We start from the raw sequence: 19760 nt of genomic DNA, 5'->3' as shown, positions 1-19760 counted from the left end.
GTTGTTGGGCAGATTATCCCCTGGAATTTCCCGCTCCTGATGGCGGCCTGGAAGCTGGCTCCGGCTCTGGCCGCTGGTTGCACGATCGTCCTCAAGCCAGCCGAGCAGACGCCCCTTTCGGCCCTCCGCCTGGGAGAATTGATCCAGGAGGCTGGTTTCCCTGACGGGGTGGTCAACATCGTGCCCGGCTTTGGCGAGACCGCCGGGGCGGCGCTGGCGGCCCATCCCGATGTCGACAAGATCGCCTTCACTGGCTCGACCGAAGTAGGCAAGCTCATCGTTCATGCTGCCGCGGGCAATCTCAAGAAAGTGACTCTGGAATTGGGCGGCAAGTCGCCGAATATCGTGCTCAAAGACAGCGACCTGGACCGTGCCATCAAAGGGGCGGCCCATGCCATCTTTTTCAACCACGGTCAGTGCTGCTGTGCCGGGTCGCGCCTCTACGTAGAGCAGGAAGTCTTTGATCGTGTGGTGGAGGGTGTGGCTGAGGAGGCCAAGAAGATCCGCCTCGGCCCGGGTTTTGATCCGGCAACGCAGATGGGGCCGCTGGTCTCGGAGGAGCAGCTGCAGCGCGTTTCCGGCTATATCGAGGCCGGTCTGGCCGATGGCGCCAGGCCGCTGTGCGGGGCCAGGCGCTACGGCGAGCGGGGCTACTTTGTCGAACCGACAGTCCTTGTCAACGTCCGTCAAGACATGAAGGTGGTGCAGGAGGAGATCTTTGGGCCGGTGGTCACGGCCATGCCTGTCAAGGAGCTGGACGAGATCCCGCCGGTAGCCAACGATACAGTCTATGGCCTGGCGGCGGGCATCTGGACGCGCGATATCAGCAAGGCTCATCGTCTGGCGCAACAGCTACGGGCCGGCACGGTTTATATCAACTGCTATAATGTCTTTGACGCCGCGTTGCCCTTCGGTGGTTACAAGCAATCCGGCTGGGGGCGCGAGATGGGCCACGAGGTCCTGGAGAACTATACCGAGCTGAAATCGGTCTGTATCGGACTCTGAAGCCCCAGGCGCCCCGACACCGTGTTGCTAGTGTGAGTGCAAGGGGATGAATGACGGGCGAGCATGGCGGAACCTCTCTCCACACGGGAGAGGGGCTGCCGTGCTCGCGATCTTTCTGAGCCTGGGCCTCGGGCTGGTTGGCATCTGCGCTGGGAGAGGCCCGTCGCCTGGGTCAGTGAAAGGGGGATGGAGCGCCATGACGCTGCAGTTCAGTGCTCGCAATCGTTTGCAGGCGACGGTCAAGTCGGTCAAGCTGGGCGATGTGATGGCCGAGGTGACGGTGAGCCTGCCAGATGGACAGGAACTGGTTGCCGCCATCACGCGTACCTCTGCAGAGAGCCTCAAGCTGCAACCGGGCGATCAGGTTGTTGCCATCATCAAGTCGACCGAGGTCATGGTCGGCAAAGAGGTCTGAGCAGAGAGAGGCCTGCGCGGGCCGAGGCTGGCTCTGCAGACAAACGACCGGAGAGACGGGCACCCCTCTCGGTGAGAGGACCCTCCCCCGGCTGCGGGTGCGGCAGAGGGGGGAAGAGGCCAGCTCGGAGCCAGGCCGCGGCCCGGCGGGGCTTGATTGTTGACCCCCGGGGCTGCTATCATGAGCGGGACGACCCCAGTTCATAGATAGCGCGCGAGGGTTACCATGCTCGATCTCAGCGATATCCCGCTCGTTGATAATCACTGTCACCCGGTCGTGCTAGACCAGCACATGGATCTGGTACGTTTCCGTAGCTATTTCACCGAAGCCGCGGACCCCAGCTTCGCCCAACATCATGTGTCCAGGTCGGTCTACTATCTCTGGCTGGTACGCCAGGCGACGGCCTTCTATGGCTGCCCGGCGAGCGAGGAGGCCCTGATCGCGGCTCGCAACGCTCTGGAAAGCGATACGCTGCTGGCGCGCCTCCTGCAGGCGGCCAACTTTGCGGCGCTGGTCGTCGATACCGGCTTCCCTGAAGGTCCCCACATTTATTCCCCGGAGCGCATGGGCGAGCTAGGTCACTGTCGCGCAGCCAGGCTCTTCCGCCTGGAGCCGTTGATGCAGCGCCTGGTCATGGCCTACGCCGACTTCGATGAGATGGTGGCTCACTACGAGCAAGAAGTGAGCACGATCCGCCAACGCGGCTATTGTGGCTTCAAAACGATTGTGGCCTACCGCACGGGCTTGAATATTCTGGAATGGACCAAGGATGAGGCGGTGGCGGCCTTTGCTCAGGCGCGAGCCGAAGGGCTGCGGCAGGGCAGCTTGCGTATTAACCATAAGCCACTACTCGATTATCTGCTGCATATCGCCTTCCGCTCGGCCTCGCAACAGGGGTTGCCGGTGCAGTTCCATACGGGCTACGGCGATAGCGATACTAATCTGCTGCTGGGCAACCCACTCCATCTGCGCAACATCATGGAGCGTGATGATTACCGCGGGATGACCATCGTTTTGCTGCATGAGAGCTATCCCTATGTCCAGCTAGGCTCGTATCTGGCGGCGATTTATCCCCATGTCTATTTCGATCTGTCATATTGTATTCCCTTTGTCGATCGGCTGGAAATGCTGGCCTTCACGCGCCAGGCCCTGGGTGTAGCTCCCGCCAGCAAACTTGTCTATAGCTCCGATGGCATTCATCTACCAGAAATGCACTGGGCGGCAGCTCTACGTGGACGGACGATTCTCGCGCAGGTGCTGCAAGAGATGATCGATGCCGGGGAGTTAGATTATGAGCAGGCTCGTCATATAGCTCGGCTCATCCTTCATGATAACGCCTGGCAGCTCTACCGTCTCAGTGACTAGCCGGGCCAGCAGTGGGCGTCAGGCGGTCAGCCGTTCCGGCCTGGCTCGCATGCGGCCCAAGAAAGGAGAAAATCCAATGGGAGCCGAGCGTAAGGAGGAAGCGTCGGCGGAGAGCCTGGCCCGCTTTCGGGTCGCGGTCTTTGCCCTGATCTTCGACGACGAGGGGCGCATTCTGCTCGTGCATCGCAACGACATCGACTGGTGGAACCTGCCTGGGGGAGGAATGGAGCTGGGCGAGACGGTCGATGAGGCCGTCAGGCGTGAGGTGCGTGAAGAGACCGGCCTTGAGGTGGTTGTTGAGCGGCTCGTGGGCGTCTACTCCAAGCCTCAGAAAGAGGAGGTGGTCCTGACCTTTCGTTGCCGCGTTGTCGGGGGAAGGCTCACCACAACGCAGGAGGCGCGCGACTGTCGCTACTTCCCGCCCCAGGCCCTGCCGGCCAATACGCTGCCCAAGCACCGGCAGCGTATTGAGGACGCCCTGCTCAATCGCGCGGAGGCCGTCCTGCGGGCCCAGCGCAGCAGTACGGCGGAGGATCAAGGGCTGGCAAGCGCGCCCTAAGAGGGCCGGGCCGTGGAGGCCCTGTCTGTCTGGCCACCGCTGTTGCTGCAAGCCCGGCCTCGGCCAGAAGCGTGCTCAGCGCTTAGTTTCGCTCCTGAAGCACCAGGACGCTGAGCGGTGCCAGACGCTGCTGCCCGCTGGCTATCTCGCCCTCGGGCAGGCGCCGAAAGTGGCCGGCGGGTAGACTAAGTGTGACCTCCTGCCTGGTATGGTTCAAGAGAAAGTAGAAGCTGCGACCGTCGGCGGCGACGCGCCGTGAGATCTCGACGCCGGCGGGTGCCTCCAGCACTGGGGCCAGGCCGGCTTCCTGGCAGAGCTGTTGCAGCAGGCGTCGGAGGAAAGGAGCTTCTGGCTGCGTCGCCAGATAGTAGGCGCGGCCCTGGCCGAAGTGGTGTACCGTCAGAGCCGGGCTGCCGGCATAGTAATCGCTGGCGAAGCGACCAAGGGCCTGAGCCCCTTCCAGCTCCAGCACCTCTCCCCACAGGCTGCAGGCATAACGCCCCTGCAGCGCTCCCTCCTCAATCACCAACGTATTACTCATCTCCTCGCTCCACGGATCGAACTCGCTCACGCGCAGACCAAGCAGGCGACGCAGCTCAGCCGGATAGCCACCAGTCACCACACGATCGTAGGCGTCGACAATACCGCTGAAGAAGGTGATCAGCAGGGTGCCACCTGCCGCCACGAAGTGCTCCAGCTTTTGGGCCAGCCCAGGGCGCAGCAGGTACAGCAGGGGGGCGACCAGCAGGCGGTAGCCCTGCCAGTTGCTGTCAGGCGAAACCACGGCCACAGGCACGTTGAGGGAGTAGAGAGGCTGGTAGTAGGCGTGCAGGAGATCCCAGTAGTGCAGACGATCGCTGGGGCCTGGCTGATACTCGACAGCCCACCAGTTTTCCCAGTCCATCAGCAGCGCAGCCTGGGCCGGCACGCGACTGCCGGCGATCAGAGGAGCGAGCTGCTTGAGTTCGGCGCCAATCTCCTCGACCTCGCGGAAGACACGGGCCTGCTCGCTCCCATCGTGGGAGACAACGGCGCTGTGGAACTTCTCAGCTCCCGCTCGCGACTGGCGCCACTGGAAGTACATCACGCCGTCCGCCCCACGGGCCAGCGCCTGCAAGCTCTGCAGGCGCAGCTCACCGGGCCGCCGTTGAGGATTCTGGGGGCGCCAGTTGACCGGGCCGGGTGCCTGCTCCATGACCAGGTGAGGCTGGCCATTGCGCAGCGAGCGCATCAAGTCGTGAACGAAGGCGATCTCACTGGGAGGCGTGCTACGGGCTGGATAGTTGTCGAAGGCGATCACGTCCAGATGGGGGGCCCAGGCGAAATAGTCCAGCGGCTTAAAAGCGGCCATAAAATTCGTGGTGACTGGCACATGGGGGGTGATCTCGCGCAGGATGCGGGCCTCGTTCAGGAAGCACTCCAGCAGCGAGGAGGACATGAAGCGCTGGTAATCAAGGCAGAGACCCGGCGAAGGCTGAGCCGGGGTCAGGCGTGGCGGGATGATCTCCTCCCAGTGGCCATAGCGCTGACCCCAGAAGGCCGTACCCCAGACTTCATTGAGGGTCTCAAGCGAGCCGTAGCGCTGCTGGAGCCAGGAGCGGAAGGCTACCGCGCAATTATCGCAGTAGCAGGCTGGCACATGGCAGCCATATTCGTTGTTGACATGCCACAGACGCAGGGCCGGGTGTCGGCGGTAGCGCAGGGCGAGCTGGCGCACCAGCTCGGCGGCCTCACGGCGATAGTTCTTGCTATTGGGACAGAAATGCTGGCGCGAGCCGTAGGAGAGGCGCAGGCCCTCGCGCGTGACTGGCAGGATATCAGGATACTCGCGGCACATCCAGGGCGGAGGAGCGGCGGTAGCGGTCCCCAAGTCGGCAGCGATCCCATGCTCGGCCAGCAGGTCCATCAGGCGATCGAGCTGCGAGAAATCGTAGTGGTCAAGGGCTGGTTCAAGCAGCGCCCACGAGAAAATATTGATGGAGACCATATTAAGGCCGGCCAGTTTCATGAGACGCATGTCCTCCTGCCAGAGGGATTCGGGCCACTGCTCGGGATTGTAGTCGGCCCCGTAGAGCAGGGTGCCGAAGAGCGCTGTTGGTCGCTCAGGCTGCTGAGAGGTGGCGGAAGGCATAGGGGACGACATAACCTATCACACTCCTTTGTGGTGCCGGGACTCAGGGTCAGGCTCGCCCTGCCGGCTGTCGCGCAGCGCATCCTCCAGGGCCTGCTCAACCTCGGCGCGCAGACGCTCCTGAAGCTGGCGATGCCAGGACTCCGTCCAGGAGCCGCTTTGCTCCAACAGGCGACGGCAGTGGGAGAGGGGGTCGCACTCGGCCTCGGCCTGCCATGGGGAGCCGCGGGTGACCAGCATCTCCAGTAAGATCGGTCCCTGGCCGGCACGCGCCAGTTCCAGGGCCTCGCTTGTAAAGGCGTAGACCTCGCGGATATCGCTGCCGTCGACGCAGCGGTAGGTCAGGCCGGGGGGAAGGCTGGCGGGGGTCAGACGGAAGACCTGAGCCTCAAGCGAGCAGTCCTGCTCACAGATGAAGAGCACGGGCAGGCGTTGTTGGGCGGCGAAGGTTAGCCCTTCCAGGAAGTCCGGTTCAGCGGTGGCGCCATCGCCGCAGTAAGCGATAGCAACGGCGGAGCTTTTGCGCAGCTTGCAGGCGAAAGCGATCCCGGCGGCATGCAGGATCTGAGTGGCTACAGGGACCGGACCACTGATCATATTGTGCTTGTGATAACCCCAGTGCTGGATGGGACGCGAGGGATGCGCTTCTGCCAGGCGGCTGGGCCAGCCTTGCAGGTAGGTGCGAAAGACCTCGTAAGGCGTCATGCCAAGCGTCAGTACGACGCCCAGATCGCGGTAGTAGGGCAGAGTGAAATCAATGCTGGGGCGGATGCAGGCGGCGCTGCCAACCTGAGCAGCTTCGTGACCACGACAACTGGCCACAAAGCCGATGCGCCCACTCTGATGGAGTCGCCAACAGTAGTCGTCGACCAGGCGTGTGAGTAACATGCGCTGATAGAGGTCGCGTAGCTGCGTCGTGGATAGTAAAGGCTGAGTTATCGCTAGCTCCACGTCGACACCACCGAGTGCGTTTTCATACGATTCACGCCTTGATCCTGTCTTGCACGGTCTTAGAAGGAAGCCGGTGCATCGCCAGATGCACTGCTCATTATACGCCCTCTGGCCGAGGGCTAGCAATAGCACGGAAGAGGGGGGAGGAGAGGGAGGGGGGCTGGCGTGGAGTGAGTGGGACCGAGCCGGGCGGAGCCGAGGCTGGAGGCTCTCCGGGGCAGGGCGACCTGGGGGCAGCCGGACAGCCAGGGGCTTGAATTGGTGCCGGTAGGACCTTCTGTGCCCGAGTTTCTGGTCAGGCTGCTGGCTCCAGTGGTTGCTTTTCACAGGAGGCGATTCTATAATGCCAGTGAAAAAAACCCTGGACAATGGTGCCGGGTCGAGATGTCAGCGTAGACGATTGGAGGCAGTAGCAATGACTCTGGAAGTGCAGGCAGCGGAATCCAGAACGGGTGCGCGGCCTGAAGATCCCGTCGCCCTTTATCGCACCATGCTGATGGCGCGCAGCATCAACGAGCTGCTCAAGATTCGCAAGACGCAGGGTAAATTTCCGTTCTACATTGGGTGCGGCGGGCACGAGAGTATGGCCGCAGTCGTAGCTGCCGTTGATCCGCAAGACTGGCTCTCCCTCTACTATCGTGACCTGGCGGCCTGGCTGCAGCGGACGGGCGACATTTATGGTCCGTTGCGGGAAGCCTACTCGCGCACGACAGGGCCGATGTGTGCCGGTCGCAATATGCCCTCGCACTACAGCAGCCGGCGCTATCGCATTCTGCCGACCTTCAGCGAGGTGGCGGCCCTGGCGCCCTTTGCGGGTGGAGTGGCCTTCTCGCTCAAGCGGCGCGGGAGCAAGGAGATTGTGGTCTTTTCGACCGGCGATGGCGGCGTGGCTACCAACGATTTCAATGTCCTCTTCCGCCAGGCTTCGGTGCATCGCTTGCCGGTCCTGATGATTGTCGAAGATAACGGGTGGGCGATCACAACCGAGTCTTCGGTCCAATGGGCCGGCTCCCTGGTCGAGTGGGCGCGGGCCGCCGGGATCTTTGCCGAAGAGGTGGACGGCACTCACGCGATTCCTGTCTTTGAAGCTACCGCCCGCCTGGCTGAGTACGTGCGCTCGGGCCAGGGCCCTGCCTTGATGCATCTAAAGCTCGGCCTGCTCGATCCCCATTCCAGCAGTACAGACATTTACTCCTATCGCAAGAAAGAGGAGATCGAGCTTACCCGAGCGACTAAAGATCCGGTGACTAACTACGGTCGCTGGCTGGTGGAGCACGGCTATCTCCAGGAGCCTGACCTCGAGCGCCTGCGTCGCGAGGTGCGGGCCGAGCTGGAGGAGGCCGAGGCCCGCGTGTTGCAGGAGCCGGAACCGACGCCCGAGCGAGTCCTGCAACATGTGATCTATGTTCCCCAATGGCAGGAAAATACGCCGCGCGGAGCCAGGCGCCCGACAACGATGTTGGGAGCCATTAATGAGGCTCTGGCGGAGCTAGCGCAGCGCGATCCCGATTTCTTTGTCTATGGTCAGGATGTGGGAAGCCCGAAGGGGGGCGTCTTTGGCGCCACTGCCTCGCTCGTTACACATTTTCCTGGGAGAGCTATCAGTAGTCCCCTGAATGAGCAACTGATTGTCGGGATTGCCGCCGGTGCCGCTATGATCGATGGGCGGGCGCGTTGTGCCGAGATTCAGTTTGTCGACTATCATCAGTCGGCAACACAGACCATTCGGCTGGCGGCGCGCATTTCATATCAGAACTTCGGCGACTGGCGAGTCCCCCTGCTCATCCGTACAAAGTCCGGAAGCGGAGGTGGCGGTCCCATCTCCAACAGTGCTGCTGGCGGCGGTGCCTTTGGCCATTCGAATGCAGGTGAGCAGTGGTTTACGAACGTACCTGGGATGATTACGCTCTGTCCGGCGACGCCGTTCGATGCCAAAGGCTTGCTGCTTGAGGCGGCTCGTTCCCAGTCGCCGGTGGTCTTTTTGGAGCGCGGGCGTCTCTATCGCTCGGAGCCACCCAGGGATAGTCGCGGGCGTCCTATCGAGGTCATTGCCCAGTACTGGCAGGTGCCCGAGGGCTACTATACGCTGCCGATCGGCCAGGCGCGCCGCATGCGTATCGGTCAGGGGGGGCCGCGGGTGGCTATTGTGAGCTGGGGAACGATGGTCCTGGAAGCCTGCATCGCTGCGGCCAATGTGGTCGAGCGCTACGGTGGAGCGATCGAGATTGTCGACCTGCGAACGCTGATGCCCTTTGACGAGGAGGCGCTGCGGGCGGCAGTGCGCGAGGCTAATCGCGTGGTGGTAGTCACCGAGGAGCCTGACCTGACCAGCTTTGCACGCCATGTGCATTCATGGATTGTAGAACATTGCTTCTATGATCTGGATGCCACCCCGCGTCTGATTTCGGCTCTGCCGGCGCCGGCGGCGCCCTACAATGAGCCGGAGGAGACGGCCTATTATCCATCGGCTCGCACGATTGAGCGCTGCCTGGAGGAGCTGCTGGCCGAGTAGGGCATGACCGCTGGCGAGCACAGTTGCCAGCCGGCTACCAGCCTCATGCTGCACTCAACCACCCCCGGCTTTAGCTGGGGCTGGCGCTGAGCCAGCCGCGGGTTGATCAGCCTCAGCCCGCGCTGTTGGGACTCTCGGACTCCGTTCTCCCGGTCACGACACCCCGGGGTGCGCGCCAGCCCCAGTCCCTGTCGTCCGGCAGGAAGCGGCGGTGAACAGGAGGTAAACCGCACCCGTTGAGCACTGAACCATCAGCTTCGCCGGTCGAACCTGGGACCGGGGGCCGGACCCAATACAATCCCAGGCAGCTGGGGGATCCCAAAGCCCACTCGCTCGACGCTGCCTGCGCCGGCGCCTCTGGCCGACTATCCGGCTCTACCCTCGTTGACCATCAGACAGACAGCCGGACACGGGCAACGGCAGCGGGGCGGGACGGACCGGTACGGGTTGCTCGTTTGTCCTGCGGCCCGCGCCAGATGGTTCTGGGGTCGGGACCGGAGACCTGGTGCAGGCCCAGGTCCCTGGCGATAAAGCTCGGGGAGCGGAAGCTGAGCCACGTCACGGTCCAGCACTGGCCCAGCGTCTGCTTGGGCGGGGTCGATATCCATCCCCGGTATCTGTGCTGGCTCCAACACAACAGGCCGACGGCTACCTCGAGGCGGCGATTCCTCCCCAGGGCCGCCGCAATGTTCTGATGATCTCTTATCGGGAGCGATGCGGGACGCGACCTTCTCTCCAAAGGAGGTGGTCGCCCTGGGTCGCTCCTTCTTGCCAGGTGGTGTAAGTGGACAGGTGCAGGCAGGCTCAGGGCATGCTCTCACCGTGCCACCGATTCCGCGGTGCGTGTGCTGTGAAGGTAGCGGATAAGCTGTAAGCTGGACCGCTGCTTCCTGGGGAACCATTCTCGTTCAGGAGATGCGGCTGGCCAGGCGAGCGAGGCCAGCTGGAGCGCCGACGCTGGGAGAGGCTCTGGCGGAAGAGAGCTAAGAAGGCATTCCAAAACGGGGCTACAGCAGGCAGAGAAGAACGTCCTTCTCTATGAGCGGCGGAGTATGAGCAGCGGAGCCAGAGCCAGGTCATCTCCGGGCCTCCTATGCCTGCGCAGAAAGAGGCGCGTTTCCGACGCTTCTCGATGGACAACAGACTATCAGTGTATCCAGGGTGTATGAGCTATCGAGGGGCGGCAGTGGCAGAAGTGCAGAGAGAACACAGTGAGGCCTCCACAGTGCACCGGAAAGAGAGAGAAGAGTGGGTCTATGCTCCCCCGCGTCTAAGGAGGCCGCCTGAGAGGAGCGCCATCCACTCCTCTGGCCGAACCCGCTCTAAGGGGCGTCGGCGCCCAACTCCTCAAAGAGATCCTCGCGTCTCTGCTCACGAGCGAAGGCTATTAACTCCTGCCAACTCGGCGGAGCCAGAGCCAGGCGTCGGCTGACATGTTCCATGACCTGCAGAATGCTGGCACGGAAGAGGGGCTGTTTCTTACGCTGCTCGCGCTCCATAAAGAGCAGTGTCTGCTCCAGGACGCTGCGACATCGCAGCATCTTATCCTCGCACCAGAGCTGAAAAAAATACCCATCCTCCTGGCGCACGTTGCCCAGATCGCTCAAACGTAGCGCCAGGCCCGGGCCGGCCTCTGCCTTCTGAAAGAGCCGTGGCGAGAGCACAAGCTGCCAGAGGCCAGAGGGACTGCGAGCGATTCGCCCCTCGCCCGGGAGCTGGACTCCCAGTCGCGAGGCATGCCGTTCGATTGCTGCAGGAATCTCCCTTTCATCCAGCGTCGGAAATGAGTAGGCGATTGCCGGCTTGTTCTGAATCAGGCGTTCGAAGAAGAGATCGCGATGGCCGGCGATGGGTGAAAGCGCCAGATAGTGTGGCCTTGATCCCTGCCGGTCGCCGTTATCGTAGGCATGGGCCTCGATCACCGTTAGAGGAAAATAGGCTCGGGTCACCTTTCTGATGGCATCAGGCCCCAGCTCCAGTTCAGAAGGCAGATTATATTGCTCACGGTCGGGCCGCTCAGCCAGTTGTCGCAGCCGGAGAGGATCGAAGTACGACTCTAGTTGGCCGCTGTAGAGGCGCGTGATAGTGCGGTCGCTCAGGAGGGCAGCTTCTGCCTCTGAGAGAATAAGCGATTCATACTCATAATAGCTTCTAGGAAGGGGCTGCGAGTCAAAAGCCTCAAAATAGAGCAGGCGCTGGCTTTCCAAGGGACGCAGAAACAGCCCGCTCTGGAGTGAGGCCTGCCCAAGATCGGTCAGGCGCAGATGCTCGTCGTCGCCGCTCACGTGGCCCACTGTTCGCAGAAAGTCCAGTGTTTTAGTGACCGCCGGCTGCGGCAATCCGAAAAAGCGTGCCAGCTCTCCCGCTGTCTGTAGCTCGGCCTCACCGATGGCACGCTCCAAAAAACGCTCCAGCAGCTCATAGGGGCGCTTCTCGTACTGGCGACCCTGGATGCTGATGCACCATAGAGGAAACAACAGGCGAAACTGACGCAGCGGTACCAACCCTGTCACGGCCTGCACCGTCGCGAGAACACGATTCGAAGAAACAAAGAGCTTCTTGAGACGCTCGCTTTTCGTTTCCATAACGACCTGCCGCCGGGGCCCCCTGGCTTCATCCGGGGGAGGAAGGCGGCTCCCTCCTGGCGCTCTGTATGGGATTGACACGGCCGTCTCTGGTGAGATCCTGGTCCTCGTGAGGCCAACAGCACTGGCCAGTGGTCAGCCACAGCTTCGCCTCACCTCGCGAGGGGGGAAGCAGGTCACCCCAGCCCAAGCGCTGGCTGTACCCTCCCAGGGGGCAGTAGGCTGCCGTCAACCAGCCTCGAAGCCCGTGCTGACGAGGCTGCGGGCAAGCCCCTGGCTCAAGCCAGGGGTTGTTGACCAGTTGACCCCTCTTCTGGCTCTCCCGGATCTGCTCCAGCGCGCCGTTTGCTCAGCATCAGCCCAGTCACCATCGGTCTAGGCGCGCGCTCAGACGTGCGCGACAGGCGCGGAAGCTCAAATATTCTCCCCGGCTACGAGCGTGGTCCAGGAGAGCCTGCATCAAACGGCGAAAATCCTCAGCCGGTTGGCCAGCACTGACCGCATTGAGCAAGGTACTGCTATCCCCAACGAGGATCAACTGCTCACGTGCGCGCGTCAGAGCCACATTCAAACGTCGCTGCTCTTGCAGAAAGCCAACAGCGTGGCGGGGATTGCTGCGCGTAAAACTGTAAAGTACCAGATCGCTTTCCCCACCCTGGAACGAATCAACCGTTGCAATCAGCGACTGCAGATCCAGACCATATTCTATCGCTGTTTGCTCCAACAGGCGTCGGAGGCAGACGGCCTGGTCCTGATAGGGCACAATGATACGCCAGTCTCGCCCCTGCCGCTGGGCTCGCATCGTCAGCTCAGCGATAATGCGGGCCTCGGCCTCGTTGTAGTAGTGGCCACGCTCTATGCGGTGGGAACTCTCCATCTCTGCTGTATCGATAAAGGTCAAAGGGGCCGGAAAGAGCGGATCGCTCTCGCAGCGAGAGCGCTGCAGGCGAGGAAGGCTGGCGGTCTGTAGCCTCCCGCCATAGAACTGCGCTGAGACGAGACTGGCGATCCGCTCAGGCATACGATACTGCTCGGTGAGCATGACAAAATGCTGCTCATCAACGCCCTCGGCCAGGATCTCAAACATGCTTTTGGTGAGCATCATTTTTAGATTGGCCGCATCTTCCTCCTCGACATCTTCTTCTTTGCTTGCTTCTGTCTGTTGGTCCAGGATGGCCAGGCGCTGAAGCACCGCCTGGTCGACAAGCGGCGGCAACTGCTGATGATCTCCGACCAGCACGGCGCGCTTGCCACGCACCAGCGGAACCAGCAGGTCAGCAAGACCGATCTGACCGGCCTCGTCAACAAGGACCAGATCGAAGGTCACATCGGAAAGAATGCGCGCGGTCGCTGAGCCAATGCAGGTAGTGCCGATCACGTTGGCCATGCGCAGCAACAACGGATAGAGATCCTGGTGCCGGACCTCAAGCGTACGGTGCCAATCCTGCAACAACTGCAGGCGGTGACCAAGGAGAGGGCGCCAGCGAGCGGGCCAGCGTCGCGCAAACTCCTCTAGCGACGGCAGTAATGAAGCAGCGTTGTCTACTGGCCTGGGCAGGTCCTGGGCTGGAAGGACTGCTCGTAGCTCCATCAGAAAGCGCTTGAGCTGGTGAGAGGAGGCCTCTTGTGCATGCTGAAGAGAGATGACTGTCTGCTCATAGTGGCGTCGCAAGGAGGCAAGCGGCTCCTCTTGCTCCAGTTGAGCAAAGCGCTGCTCCAGGGAAGCAAGGCCAAGGGAAACCTGCTGCAACTGCGCAGCGGCTGCCTGAAAAGCCTGTTGCAGCTCTGTGAGGCCCTGCTGCAAGCGCGGCAAGCGCCAGCGCCAGAAACCGCCCAGCAACGGCCAATCCTGGCGACTGCGAGCGCTGGCAAGGCGGCGGGTCAGGCGCTCGGCCCTCCGACGGACCTGCTCCAGTTGCTGCTGGCCCGTGAAGTAACGCTGCTGCAAGGTCTCGCGCTTCTGGTTGAGCGCCGTCTGCAGACGCAGGCGCTCTTGTTGATAGCGCCCCCAGGCTGCGCTACAGGCGGCCTGCAGCTCTGTCAATCGTTGCCGGATCTCAGGGAACTGGGCCACAAAACGATCGATCTCCTCCTGATGCGCGGCCAGCCTTTCCAAAGCCCGGCGTACTTCTGCCGTGGCCTTAAGAAGACTCGTCTGCAGCGAGCGAGCTTGCTCATCGATCAGGAGTCCTCTCATCTCTGGCGAGACCAGTAGCTCCTGACCGACGCGCAGGATATTCAGCTCGCTCGGGAGGCTCTGAAGCACGTTATCAACAGCCTTATGTGTACGGGCCGTCACCAGCACGCGCTCACCGCGGCGGGCGCACTCGCGCACAATCTCGCTGATCGTGTGCGTTTTCCCTGTTCCTGGTGGCCCTTGAATCAGCAAGACATCCTTCACCGCGAAGGCCCGCTGGAAGGCTCTGGCCTGGGCCGCGTTGAGGCGGGGATGAGACCGGAGAGCAGGTTCTCGATAGGGCTGGTAGCGGCCTTCCGCCAGCACCGCCAGCAGCGACGGATTCTCTGTCGCGCCGTTGCGCAACTTCTCAACAGCCTCTAGCTGCACGCGGAAGGCGGCCTCAGTGCCAAGCGGCAGGAAGGCTTGCGGCGGCCGCAAGTCGTCGAGATCAACGGCGCGTTCGAACTGAACGATGAAGCGGTCTTCCTGGATATCGAGCACATAGCCGCGTAGCTCTCTATGCTCTTCCAGTGTCAGAAAGAGGCCACGCTCCAGCTGAGCCGCCTGGGTTGGATCCACCAGATGGAAGATATAAATATCCCGCCCACTGTAACGGGCCTGACCGGCAGGCTCAACTGTGCCATAGAAGATCGGCTGTTGCCTCTGCTCGCTGGCCCTCTCGACCTCGCGGGTCAGCCGAAGCATGCGCTCCAGGGTTGCCAGGAGCGCTTCCTGTGCCGGGCTGATCATGGCTTTTTCGCCTTGTTGGGCGCCCAGGGCCATCAGGGCAGCCTGCTGCTCTCGTAGGCTCTGTTGGTAGCGCCAGCTGGCGACGATCTGCTCATAGCCATTGCGCAGCCAAGGCTGCCACTCGCGAGGGATCTCCGAAAAGTCGTTAACAAGATGCCAGCGTTCCACCTGCAGCGGCAGCGCCTCACCGCGAGCCAGAGCGTCATGTTCCCGGTGGCCGAGCGGCTGCATGCCCAGGGCGACATAGGCGTCGCCTTTGGAAGAAGGAGCCACCTTTAGGGCATAGGTGCTGGTACAGAGCAGGAGAGACAGCTGCCTTCTAGCGGGGTCGCCGCGTACCAGAACAGGGATGGTACGGTAGGAATCTTGCAGCTCTTGCTGGAGGCGCCCCAGATTGGCGGGCCAGGCAGGATAGCGCCGTCGCTGCTCGGGCAAAGTCAGAGCGAGCCTGCCAACAACCAGAACCATCATACGCAGTGTCAGGCTGCTGAGAGGCATTGTCTTCTGTCCCTCCTCGCTAGTGGCGCCAGTCTTGCAAGGTGCTGGCGAGCGCGTTGGCAAAAGTGACCAGATCGGGCCAGCGCCGCGCTGGCTCCCGCTCAAGTGCACGCATAAGAACCGGGTCGAGCGCTGGAGGCAGCGTTGGCTCAAGGCAAGAGGGAGAAGGTGGCTCATACAGGAAGGCGTTGGCCTTCTTGCCGGTCAGTAGGTGGTAGAGCAAGGCCCCAAGCTGATAAATATCGGTGCCGGGTATGTGGTACCTGGCATAGAGCTGCTCCGGAGCAGCGTAGCCTGGCGGTCCCTCACCCACCCGTGCGGGACGAGTGGCCAGCCCTAGATCACGCAGGCGCAGCACGGGGGGTCCCTGCCTTGCCTGCTCTAGCAGCAAGCTCTGGGCGCAAAGCAAGCGATGGGCATAGCCCAGCCGATGCAGAGCAGCCAGATTACGACAAAAGGTGGGAAGGCTGCGCAGCAACTGTCGTGCCCTGAAAGGGTCTGCCGGCTTCTCCTGTTCGAGAAAACAGAGGCTCAAAGGCTTCCCCGTTGGATAGCGTTGAACGAGCGTGAAACTCTGTCTACCGGCCTCTACGGCTAAACGGGAGGGGAAAATCGAGTGAGAAGGTAGCCTTTGCAGTAAATTGCTCTCTTCCTCTAATTGTTTTATTACTGACCTTTCTTGGAATATTGGTTTGAGGATCAAGAGCTGCTTGAGCAGAACGTGCTCAATTCCTCCTGGGAGAGATCGTTGCCCCCGAGGGAAAGGGCGGGCCAGATACCAGCGCTCTAACGTGGGAGGGTCGGCGAGCTGCTCTTCGTAGAGAGACTCCTTCAGCAGATACTGCTGGCCGGCAATCTCGACAAGCTGCCCAGCCCGCCATTGCTGCTCGATAGCGGGGTCGGCAGGGATCGCTGGAGTGCCTCCGGAGTTCGGCGTAGGCCGAACAAGGCAGCCAGCGAGCTGTGGCCAGCTCTGGCGCACGAGCTGGAGCGGCAGCATGAGAGGGCGGCTTGCCGGGATCTTGCTCCAGAAGATCACGCTGCTGACCATTCCGACGACGGCCCTCAGTTGCTTATCCCAGACGGGAGCGCCGCTAAATCCTTCCTGGATGATATTCTGCGAGCCAGGATCGCTGGCCATTTGGATCATGCCATCTTGATCGGCTCCCTGGAACCGACCCGATGCCCAAACTCCTTTTCCCTCCCGGTCGCTGAAGCCCAATACGCAGTATGGGTGGTCCCAGAAATCATTGCTGCCGGGTGCTGTAAGAGGCGCCGGGCGAGCCTGCGCCGGTGGGGCTTCCGTCAGCTCCAGGATGGCCAGGTCATACTTTTCAGAGGGATCCAGATAGATCACTTGCGCATATCGCTGAGGGGAACCGGGCAGACGCGGAAAATCGACTATAACCCGGCCTCTCTCTGGTTCTCCCAGTTCTGTGCAGTTCAGCGCCTCGCTGATCACATGTGCGCAGGTCAGCAAACGTCGGCGAGTGATCAGAAAGCCTGCGCCATAGATGTGTGAGGGTGGAGAGAGGATGCGGGCGATAGCTCTGTGGATGGCAGATTCAAACTCTGGCATCGTTGCGGCTCGGTTACCCCCAGTGAATGGCTATCATTGCTCGCTGTGTCATTCAAGTATATAACTCAATTCTATATTTGTCAATTACTGGACCGCAGGAGAAGCGAGGCTCCTCCTACGGTCCTCGAAACAGTGCTAATTGTCTGGACGGTTCTGACTGTACCAGTGGAGCGTGATGTCGAAATTAGCCTCAGCTCCGGCGGCGGCAATCACTGCACCCATAGAAGTGCTAAGCTTGATTCCAAAGTTGATTTCAACCTCATCGGGCTTGAGGTCCAGGCCCTGAAGTTTCCCTGTCACCGCTTTGATAGCAGGAAAGACCTTTTCAAGGGCCTCCTCCAGGGTCCCCATGGCTTGTTCTGGCTCAAGGCGGAAGCGGGCCACGGGCACGCGCTCCCCACTCTCCTGCGGCTCCTCTTCGACCTCGACGACTACCTGACCACCGCTCTCAAGGGGAAACCTGATCAGCTTCTTCATCTCTTCTCCTACTATTCTTCTACTATTCTTCTTCTTCTGTCGTTGTGCAACGTCGATCGAACCCAGAGAGGTAGATGCTGGCCTACGAAGACAGAGAGCCTTGCGCAGATGGGTTGCTCTGTGCTTCTATAAAGAAAAGACGAGTGACCGGACCAGAAATTGAGGAGAAGAGTGGAAAGCGGCCATCATGCAGACCTTACAGCGGTTAGAGTTAGCTATTAGCGGTATGGACTGCCCCGAGTGCTGTAGCCATGTACGTGAAGCTCTGGAAGCAGTCCCGGGCGTACTGCAAGTCACGGTGCTTCTGGGGAGCGAGAAGGCCGTCCTGACCGTTGATCCGGAGCGGACGGATACGCTGACCCTCTGTCGGGCAGTGGCTCAAGCTGGCTATCAGGCCAGTCCGCTGGCCCAGCGGCCAAGGGAAGAAGCGGCCTGGACTCCCCGTCGTTTGGCGCGCATCCTTCTGGTGCTCTATGCCCTGCTCTTTGGAGCTATTCTCTTGCTGGATCTGGCAGGCGAGTGGCTTGGTCTGAGCGAGCGACTCAGTGGGTTGGTTCCCTGGCCTTTCGGAGTTGGCCTGACCCTGCTGGCGGCTGCTCCCATCTTCTGGAACGTTCTGCGGGCGGCCCGCCGCGGGCGCGTTATCTCCCACACCCTGATGTCCCTGGGAGTGCTAGCCGCCCTTCTGGTTGGTCAGTGGCCGACGGCAGCCGTAGTAGTCTTCTTCATGCATGTCGGTAGCTATAGCGAGCGCCTGACCAGCGAGCGCTCGCGCCAGGCTCTCAAAGGGCTGGCTGCCCTAATCCCAAAGAAGGCGCGCCTCCTGCGGGCAGGAGCGGAGGAGATGGTTCCCGTCGAAGAGGTAGTGCCGGATGAAATTGTAATCGTCCGACCGGGGGAGGCTATTCCCGTTGATGGCGAAGTTGTAGCGGGCCGCGCTACTGTCAACCAGGCGGCCATCACCGGTGAGGCTTTGCCGCTGGAGGCTGGTCCGGGCAGCCGGGTCTTTGCTGCAACCCTCGTCCAGGGCGGCAGCCTGCGCATCCGCGCGCTGCGGACCGGCAGCGATACCACCTTTGCGCGCATTGTAACGCTGGTCGAGGAAGCCGAAGCCCAGCGTGCTCCCATCCAGCGTCTGGCCGATCGCTTCTCGGCCTGGTTTTTGCCGGTCGTCTTGGCCGTGGTTCTCCTGACCCTACTATTGCGGCGCGACCCTCTGGCCGCTGCAGCAGTGCTCGTCGTGGCCTGTTCCTGTTCGCTTGCCCTGGCGACGCCCATCGCCATGTTAGCCTCGATCACCGCCGCCGCGCGACACGGCCTGCTTATCAAAGGGGGCGCCTATCTAGAGCTGCTGGCACGGGCCGATGTGCTGCTTATCGACAAGACCGGAACCGTGACAACTGGCCTGCCTGTCGTCAGTGAGGTGATCCCTTTAGCGGGGATGACGCGCTATGAGCTGCTGCGTCTAGCCGCCAGCGCTGAGCGCTACTCGGAGCATCCACTAGCTGAGGCTGTGCGCCAGGCGGCTCACAGCGAGGGGGTGGCTGTGAGTGATCCCGAAACCTTCGAGGTTCTGCCAGGACTGGGCTTGCGGGCCACGGTCGAGGGTTGCAAGGTGACCGTGGGCAATGCTTCCCTGTTGCCGGAGGGCCAGCGCCTGGCTGAAGCCCAGCGGCTGGCCGCCGAGGGCAAATCCCTGCTCTTCGTGGCTTGCCAGGGGCGGCTTGTTGGCGTCCTGGCCGCCAGTGATAGGCCGCGTCCCGGGGTGGAGGAAGCTCTGACCCAGCTACGGACCCTCGGCTTCCGTCACATCGAGCTGCTGACCGGCGATCATGAGGAAGCCGCTGCCAGCCTGGCGGAGCCGCTCGGGATCAGCTATCGTGCTCGCCTGCTCCCCGAAGACAAAATTGCCATTGTCAAAGCCCACCAGGCTCAGGGGCACACCGTCGTTATGGTAGGCGATGGCCTCAATGATGCTCCGGCCCTGGCCCAGGCCGACATCGGTGTTGCCTTGGGCGCTGTGGGCACTGCTGTCGCTCTGGAGGCAGCCCATGTGGTCCTGCTGCGCGAAGACTGGCGCTTGCTACCGGCGCTCGTGAGAATTGCGCGGCGCACCAGGCGTGTTGTGCTCCTGAACCTTACCTTCACCCTGCTCTACAATGTCGTAGGGCTGAGCCTGGCCGCCTGGGGACTGCTGTCGCCCGTTGTGGCCGCAGCGGCGCAGTCGCTGCCCGACCTGGGCATCGTGGCCAACTCAACGCGCCTCCTGCGGCAGAGAATCGTGGCCCGGGCCGACCGGTGAAGCGCTCCAGACGGCGCATCCGCGCTTGATCACCTAGAGGCGGGGCGGCAGGTCCGAGAGAGCATCTTCAGGCTGTTGACTGTCCAGAATCAGCAGATCGGTGGGCTGTCCCACCCCCAAACCGGCGCGCCGGCCCGGAGCCAGGGCCGCGCTCGTGGTAATGCTTGCAGGCAGCCAACGTCGTTTCTCGGAGCTTCCCTTCTGAGCTGCACAGCCGAGCAATTGGGCCATCTGGAGCAGATCGGAGCTGCCGAAGGGACTGAACATATCCCTGGTCTTATCCGAGTCGCAGAAGACCGTAATGCCCGCTGCCAGCAGCTCTTTAACGCGCGGGATCCCGCGGCGGCCCTGCAGCAAGTAAAGATTCGTTGCAGACAGGGTTGCCACTGCGATGCGGGCCAGGGCCACCAGCTTGATTGTCCGCGCAGCCATTGCCTCATCGGCAGGAGCCA

13 protein-coding genes are annotated in these 19760 nt (G+C 61.9%); 6 read left to right on the top strand and 7 right to left on the bottom strand.

What is annotated here, in order from left to right; translation table 11 throughout:
• The 4 genes from ACFMO7_RS18030 to ACFMO7_RS18015 form a co-directional block, all read left to right on the top strand.
• A partial coding sequence (locus tag ACFMO7_RS18030) for an aldehyde dehydrogenase family protein (protein WP_376796876.1) occupies window positions 1–1005 on the top strand: 1005 nt, incomplete at its 5' end.
• 196 nt (window positions 1006–1201) lie between these two features.
• Entirely contained in the window at window positions 1202–1420 is a 219-nt protein-coding gene (locus tag ACFMO7_RS18025; protein WP_376796875.1) for a molybdopterin-binding protein, read from the top strand.
• A 225-nt stretch (window positions 1421–1645) separates the two neighbouring features.
• Window positions 1646–2785, top strand: a complete 1140-nt coding sequence (locus ACFMO7_RS18020; RefSeq protein WP_376796874.1) for an amidohydrolase family protein — start codon at window positions 1646–1648, stop codon at window positions 2783–2785.
• Between the two features lie 76 nt (window positions 2786–2861).
• Complete coding sequence (locus tag ACFMO7_RS18015) at window positions 2862–3344, top strand: NUDIX domain-containing protein (RefSeq protein ID WP_376796873.1); 483 nt, start codon at window positions 2862–2864, stop codon at window positions 3342–3344.
• A gap of 82 nt (window positions 3345–3426) precedes the next feature.
• Here ACFMO7_RS18015 and ACFMO7_RS18010 read toward each other — a convergent pair whose 3' ends face one another.
• The gene (locus tag ACFMO7_RS18010; protein WP_376796872.1) at window positions 3427–5487 is read right to left on the bottom strand and encodes a beta-galactosidase; all 2061 of its coding nucleotides are present in this window, start codon (window positions 5485–5487) and stop codon (window positions 3427–3429) included.
• A gap of 6 nt (window positions 5488–5493) precedes the next feature.
• Entirely contained in the window at window positions 5494–6426 is a 933-nt protein-coding gene (locus ACFMO7_RS18005) for a thiamine pyrophosphate-dependent dehydrogenase E1 component subunit alpha (RefSeq protein WP_376796871.1), read from the bottom strand.
• Between the two features lie 415 nt (window positions 6427–6841).
• Here ACFMO7_RS18005 and ACFMO7_RS18000 point away from each other — a divergent pair, with 415 nt between their 5' ends.
• Window positions 6842–8938: a thiamine pyrophosphate-dependent enzyme gene (locus tag ACFMO7_RS18000; RefSeq protein ID WP_376796870.1), complete on the top strand. Its 2097-nt coding sequence runs from the start codon at window positions 6842–6844 to the stop codon at window positions 8936–8938.
• Window positions 8939–10260: 1322 nt separating this feature from the next.
• On the opposite strand, the gene ACFMO7_RS17995 is transcribed toward ACFMO7_RS18000, so the two are convergent.
• From ACFMO7_RS17995 to ACFMO7_RS17980, 4 genes are all read right to left on the bottom strand, one after another.
• Window positions 10261–11523, bottom strand: a complete 1263-nt coding sequence (locus tag ACFMO7_RS17995; RefSeq protein ID WP_376796869.1) for a hypothetical protein — start codon at window positions 11521–11523, stop codon at window positions 10261–10263.
• A gap of 364 nt (window positions 11524–11887) precedes the next feature.
• A complete protein-coding gene (locus ACFMO7_RS17990) occupies window positions 11888–14950 on the bottom strand; it encodes a DEAD/DEAH box helicase (RefSeq protein ID WP_376796868.1) in 3063 nt (1020 codons plus the stop codon).
• 19 nt (window positions 14951–14969) lie between these two features.
• Window positions 14970–16529: a trypsin-like peptidase domain-containing protein gene (locus tag ACFMO7_RS17985; RefSeq protein ID WP_376796867.1), complete on the bottom strand. Its 1560-nt coding sequence runs from the start codon at window positions 16527–16529 to the stop codon at window positions 14970–14972.
• 135 nt (window positions 16530–16664) lie between these two features.
• Complete coding sequence (locus ACFMO7_RS17980) at window positions 16665–17006, bottom strand: CU044_2847 family protein (protein ID WP_376796866.1); 342 nt, start codon at window positions 17004–17006, stop codon at window positions 16665–16667.
• Between the two features lie 187 nt (window positions 17007–17193).
• On the opposite strand from ACFMO7_RS17980, the gene ACFMO7_RS17975 reads away from it, so the two are divergent.
• Window positions 17194–19308 (top strand): heavy metal translocating P-type ATPase, encoded by a 2115-nt coding sequence (locus ACFMO7_RS17975; RefSeq protein WP_376796865.1) that lies wholly within the window; start codon window positions 17194–17196, stop codon window positions 19306–19308.
• A gap of 33 nt (window positions 19309–19341) precedes the next feature.
• Here the strand turns inward: ACFMO7_RS17975 and ACFMO7_RS17970 are convergent, their stop codons facing one another.
• Window positions 19342–19740: a hypothetical protein gene (locus ACFMO7_RS17970; RefSeq protein ID WP_376796864.1), complete on the bottom strand. Its 399-nt coding sequence runs from the start codon at window positions 19738–19740 to the stop codon at window positions 19342–19344.
• Between the last annotated feature and the right edge of the window lie 20 nt (window positions 19741–19760).

The sequence above is a fragment of the Thermogemmatispora sp. genome (assembly GCF_042408735.1).
Taxonomy (GTDB): Bacteria; Chloroflexota; Ktedonobacteria; order Ktedonobacterales; family Ktedonobacteraceae; genus Thermogemmatispora.
This window is presented reverse-complemented; position numbering and strand designations above follow the sequence as displayed.

Bases quoted from the DNA above. Each gene is read 5' to 3' on its own strand.
- ACFMO7_RS18020 (WP_376796874.1), top strand. From the start codon at position 1,646: ATGCTCGATCTCAGCGATATCCCGCTCGTTGATAATCACTGTCACCCG.
- ACFMO7_RS17975 (WP_376796865.1), top strand. From the start codon at position 17,194: ATGCAGACCTTACAGCGGTTAGAGTTAGCTATTAGCGGTATGGACTGC.
- ACFMO7_RS17980 (WP_376796866.1), bottom strand. From the start codon at position 17,006: ATGAAGAAGCTGATCAGGTTTCCCCTTGAGAGCGGTGGTCAGGTAGTC.
- ACFMO7_RS17995 (WP_376796869.1), bottom strand. From the start codon at position 11,523: ATGGAAACGAAAAGCGAGCGTCTCAAGAAGCTCTTTGTTTCTTCGAAT.
- ACFMO7_RS18000 (WP_376796870.1), top strand. From the start codon at position 6,842: ATGACTCTGGAAGTGCAGGCAGCGGAATCCAGAACGGGTGCGCGGCCT.
- ACFMO7_RS17990 (WP_376796868.1), bottom strand. From the start codon at position 14,950: ATGCCTCTCAGCAGCCTGACACTGCGTATGATGGTTCTGGTTGTTGGC.
- ACFMO7_RS18010 (WP_376796872.1), bottom strand. From the start codon at position 5,487: ATGTCGTCCCCTATGCCTTCCGCCACCTCTCAGCAGCCTGAGCGACCA.
- ACFMO7_RS17985 (WP_376796867.1), bottom strand. From the start codon at position 16,529: ATGCCAGAGTTTGAATCTGCCATCCACAGAGCTATCGCCCGCATCCTC.
- ACFMO7_RS18015 (WP_376796873.1), top strand. From the start codon at position 2,862: ATGGGAGCCGAGCGTAAGGAGGAAGCGTCGGCGGAGAGCCTGGCCCGC.
- ACFMO7_RS18025 (WP_376796875.1), top strand. From the start codon at position 1,202: ATGACGCTGCAGTTCAGTGCTCGCAATCGTTTGCAGGCGACGGTCAAG.
- ACFMO7_RS17970 (WP_376796864.1), bottom strand. From the start codon at position 19,740: ATGGCTGCGCGGACAATCAAGCTGGTGGCCCTGGCCCGCATCGCAGTG.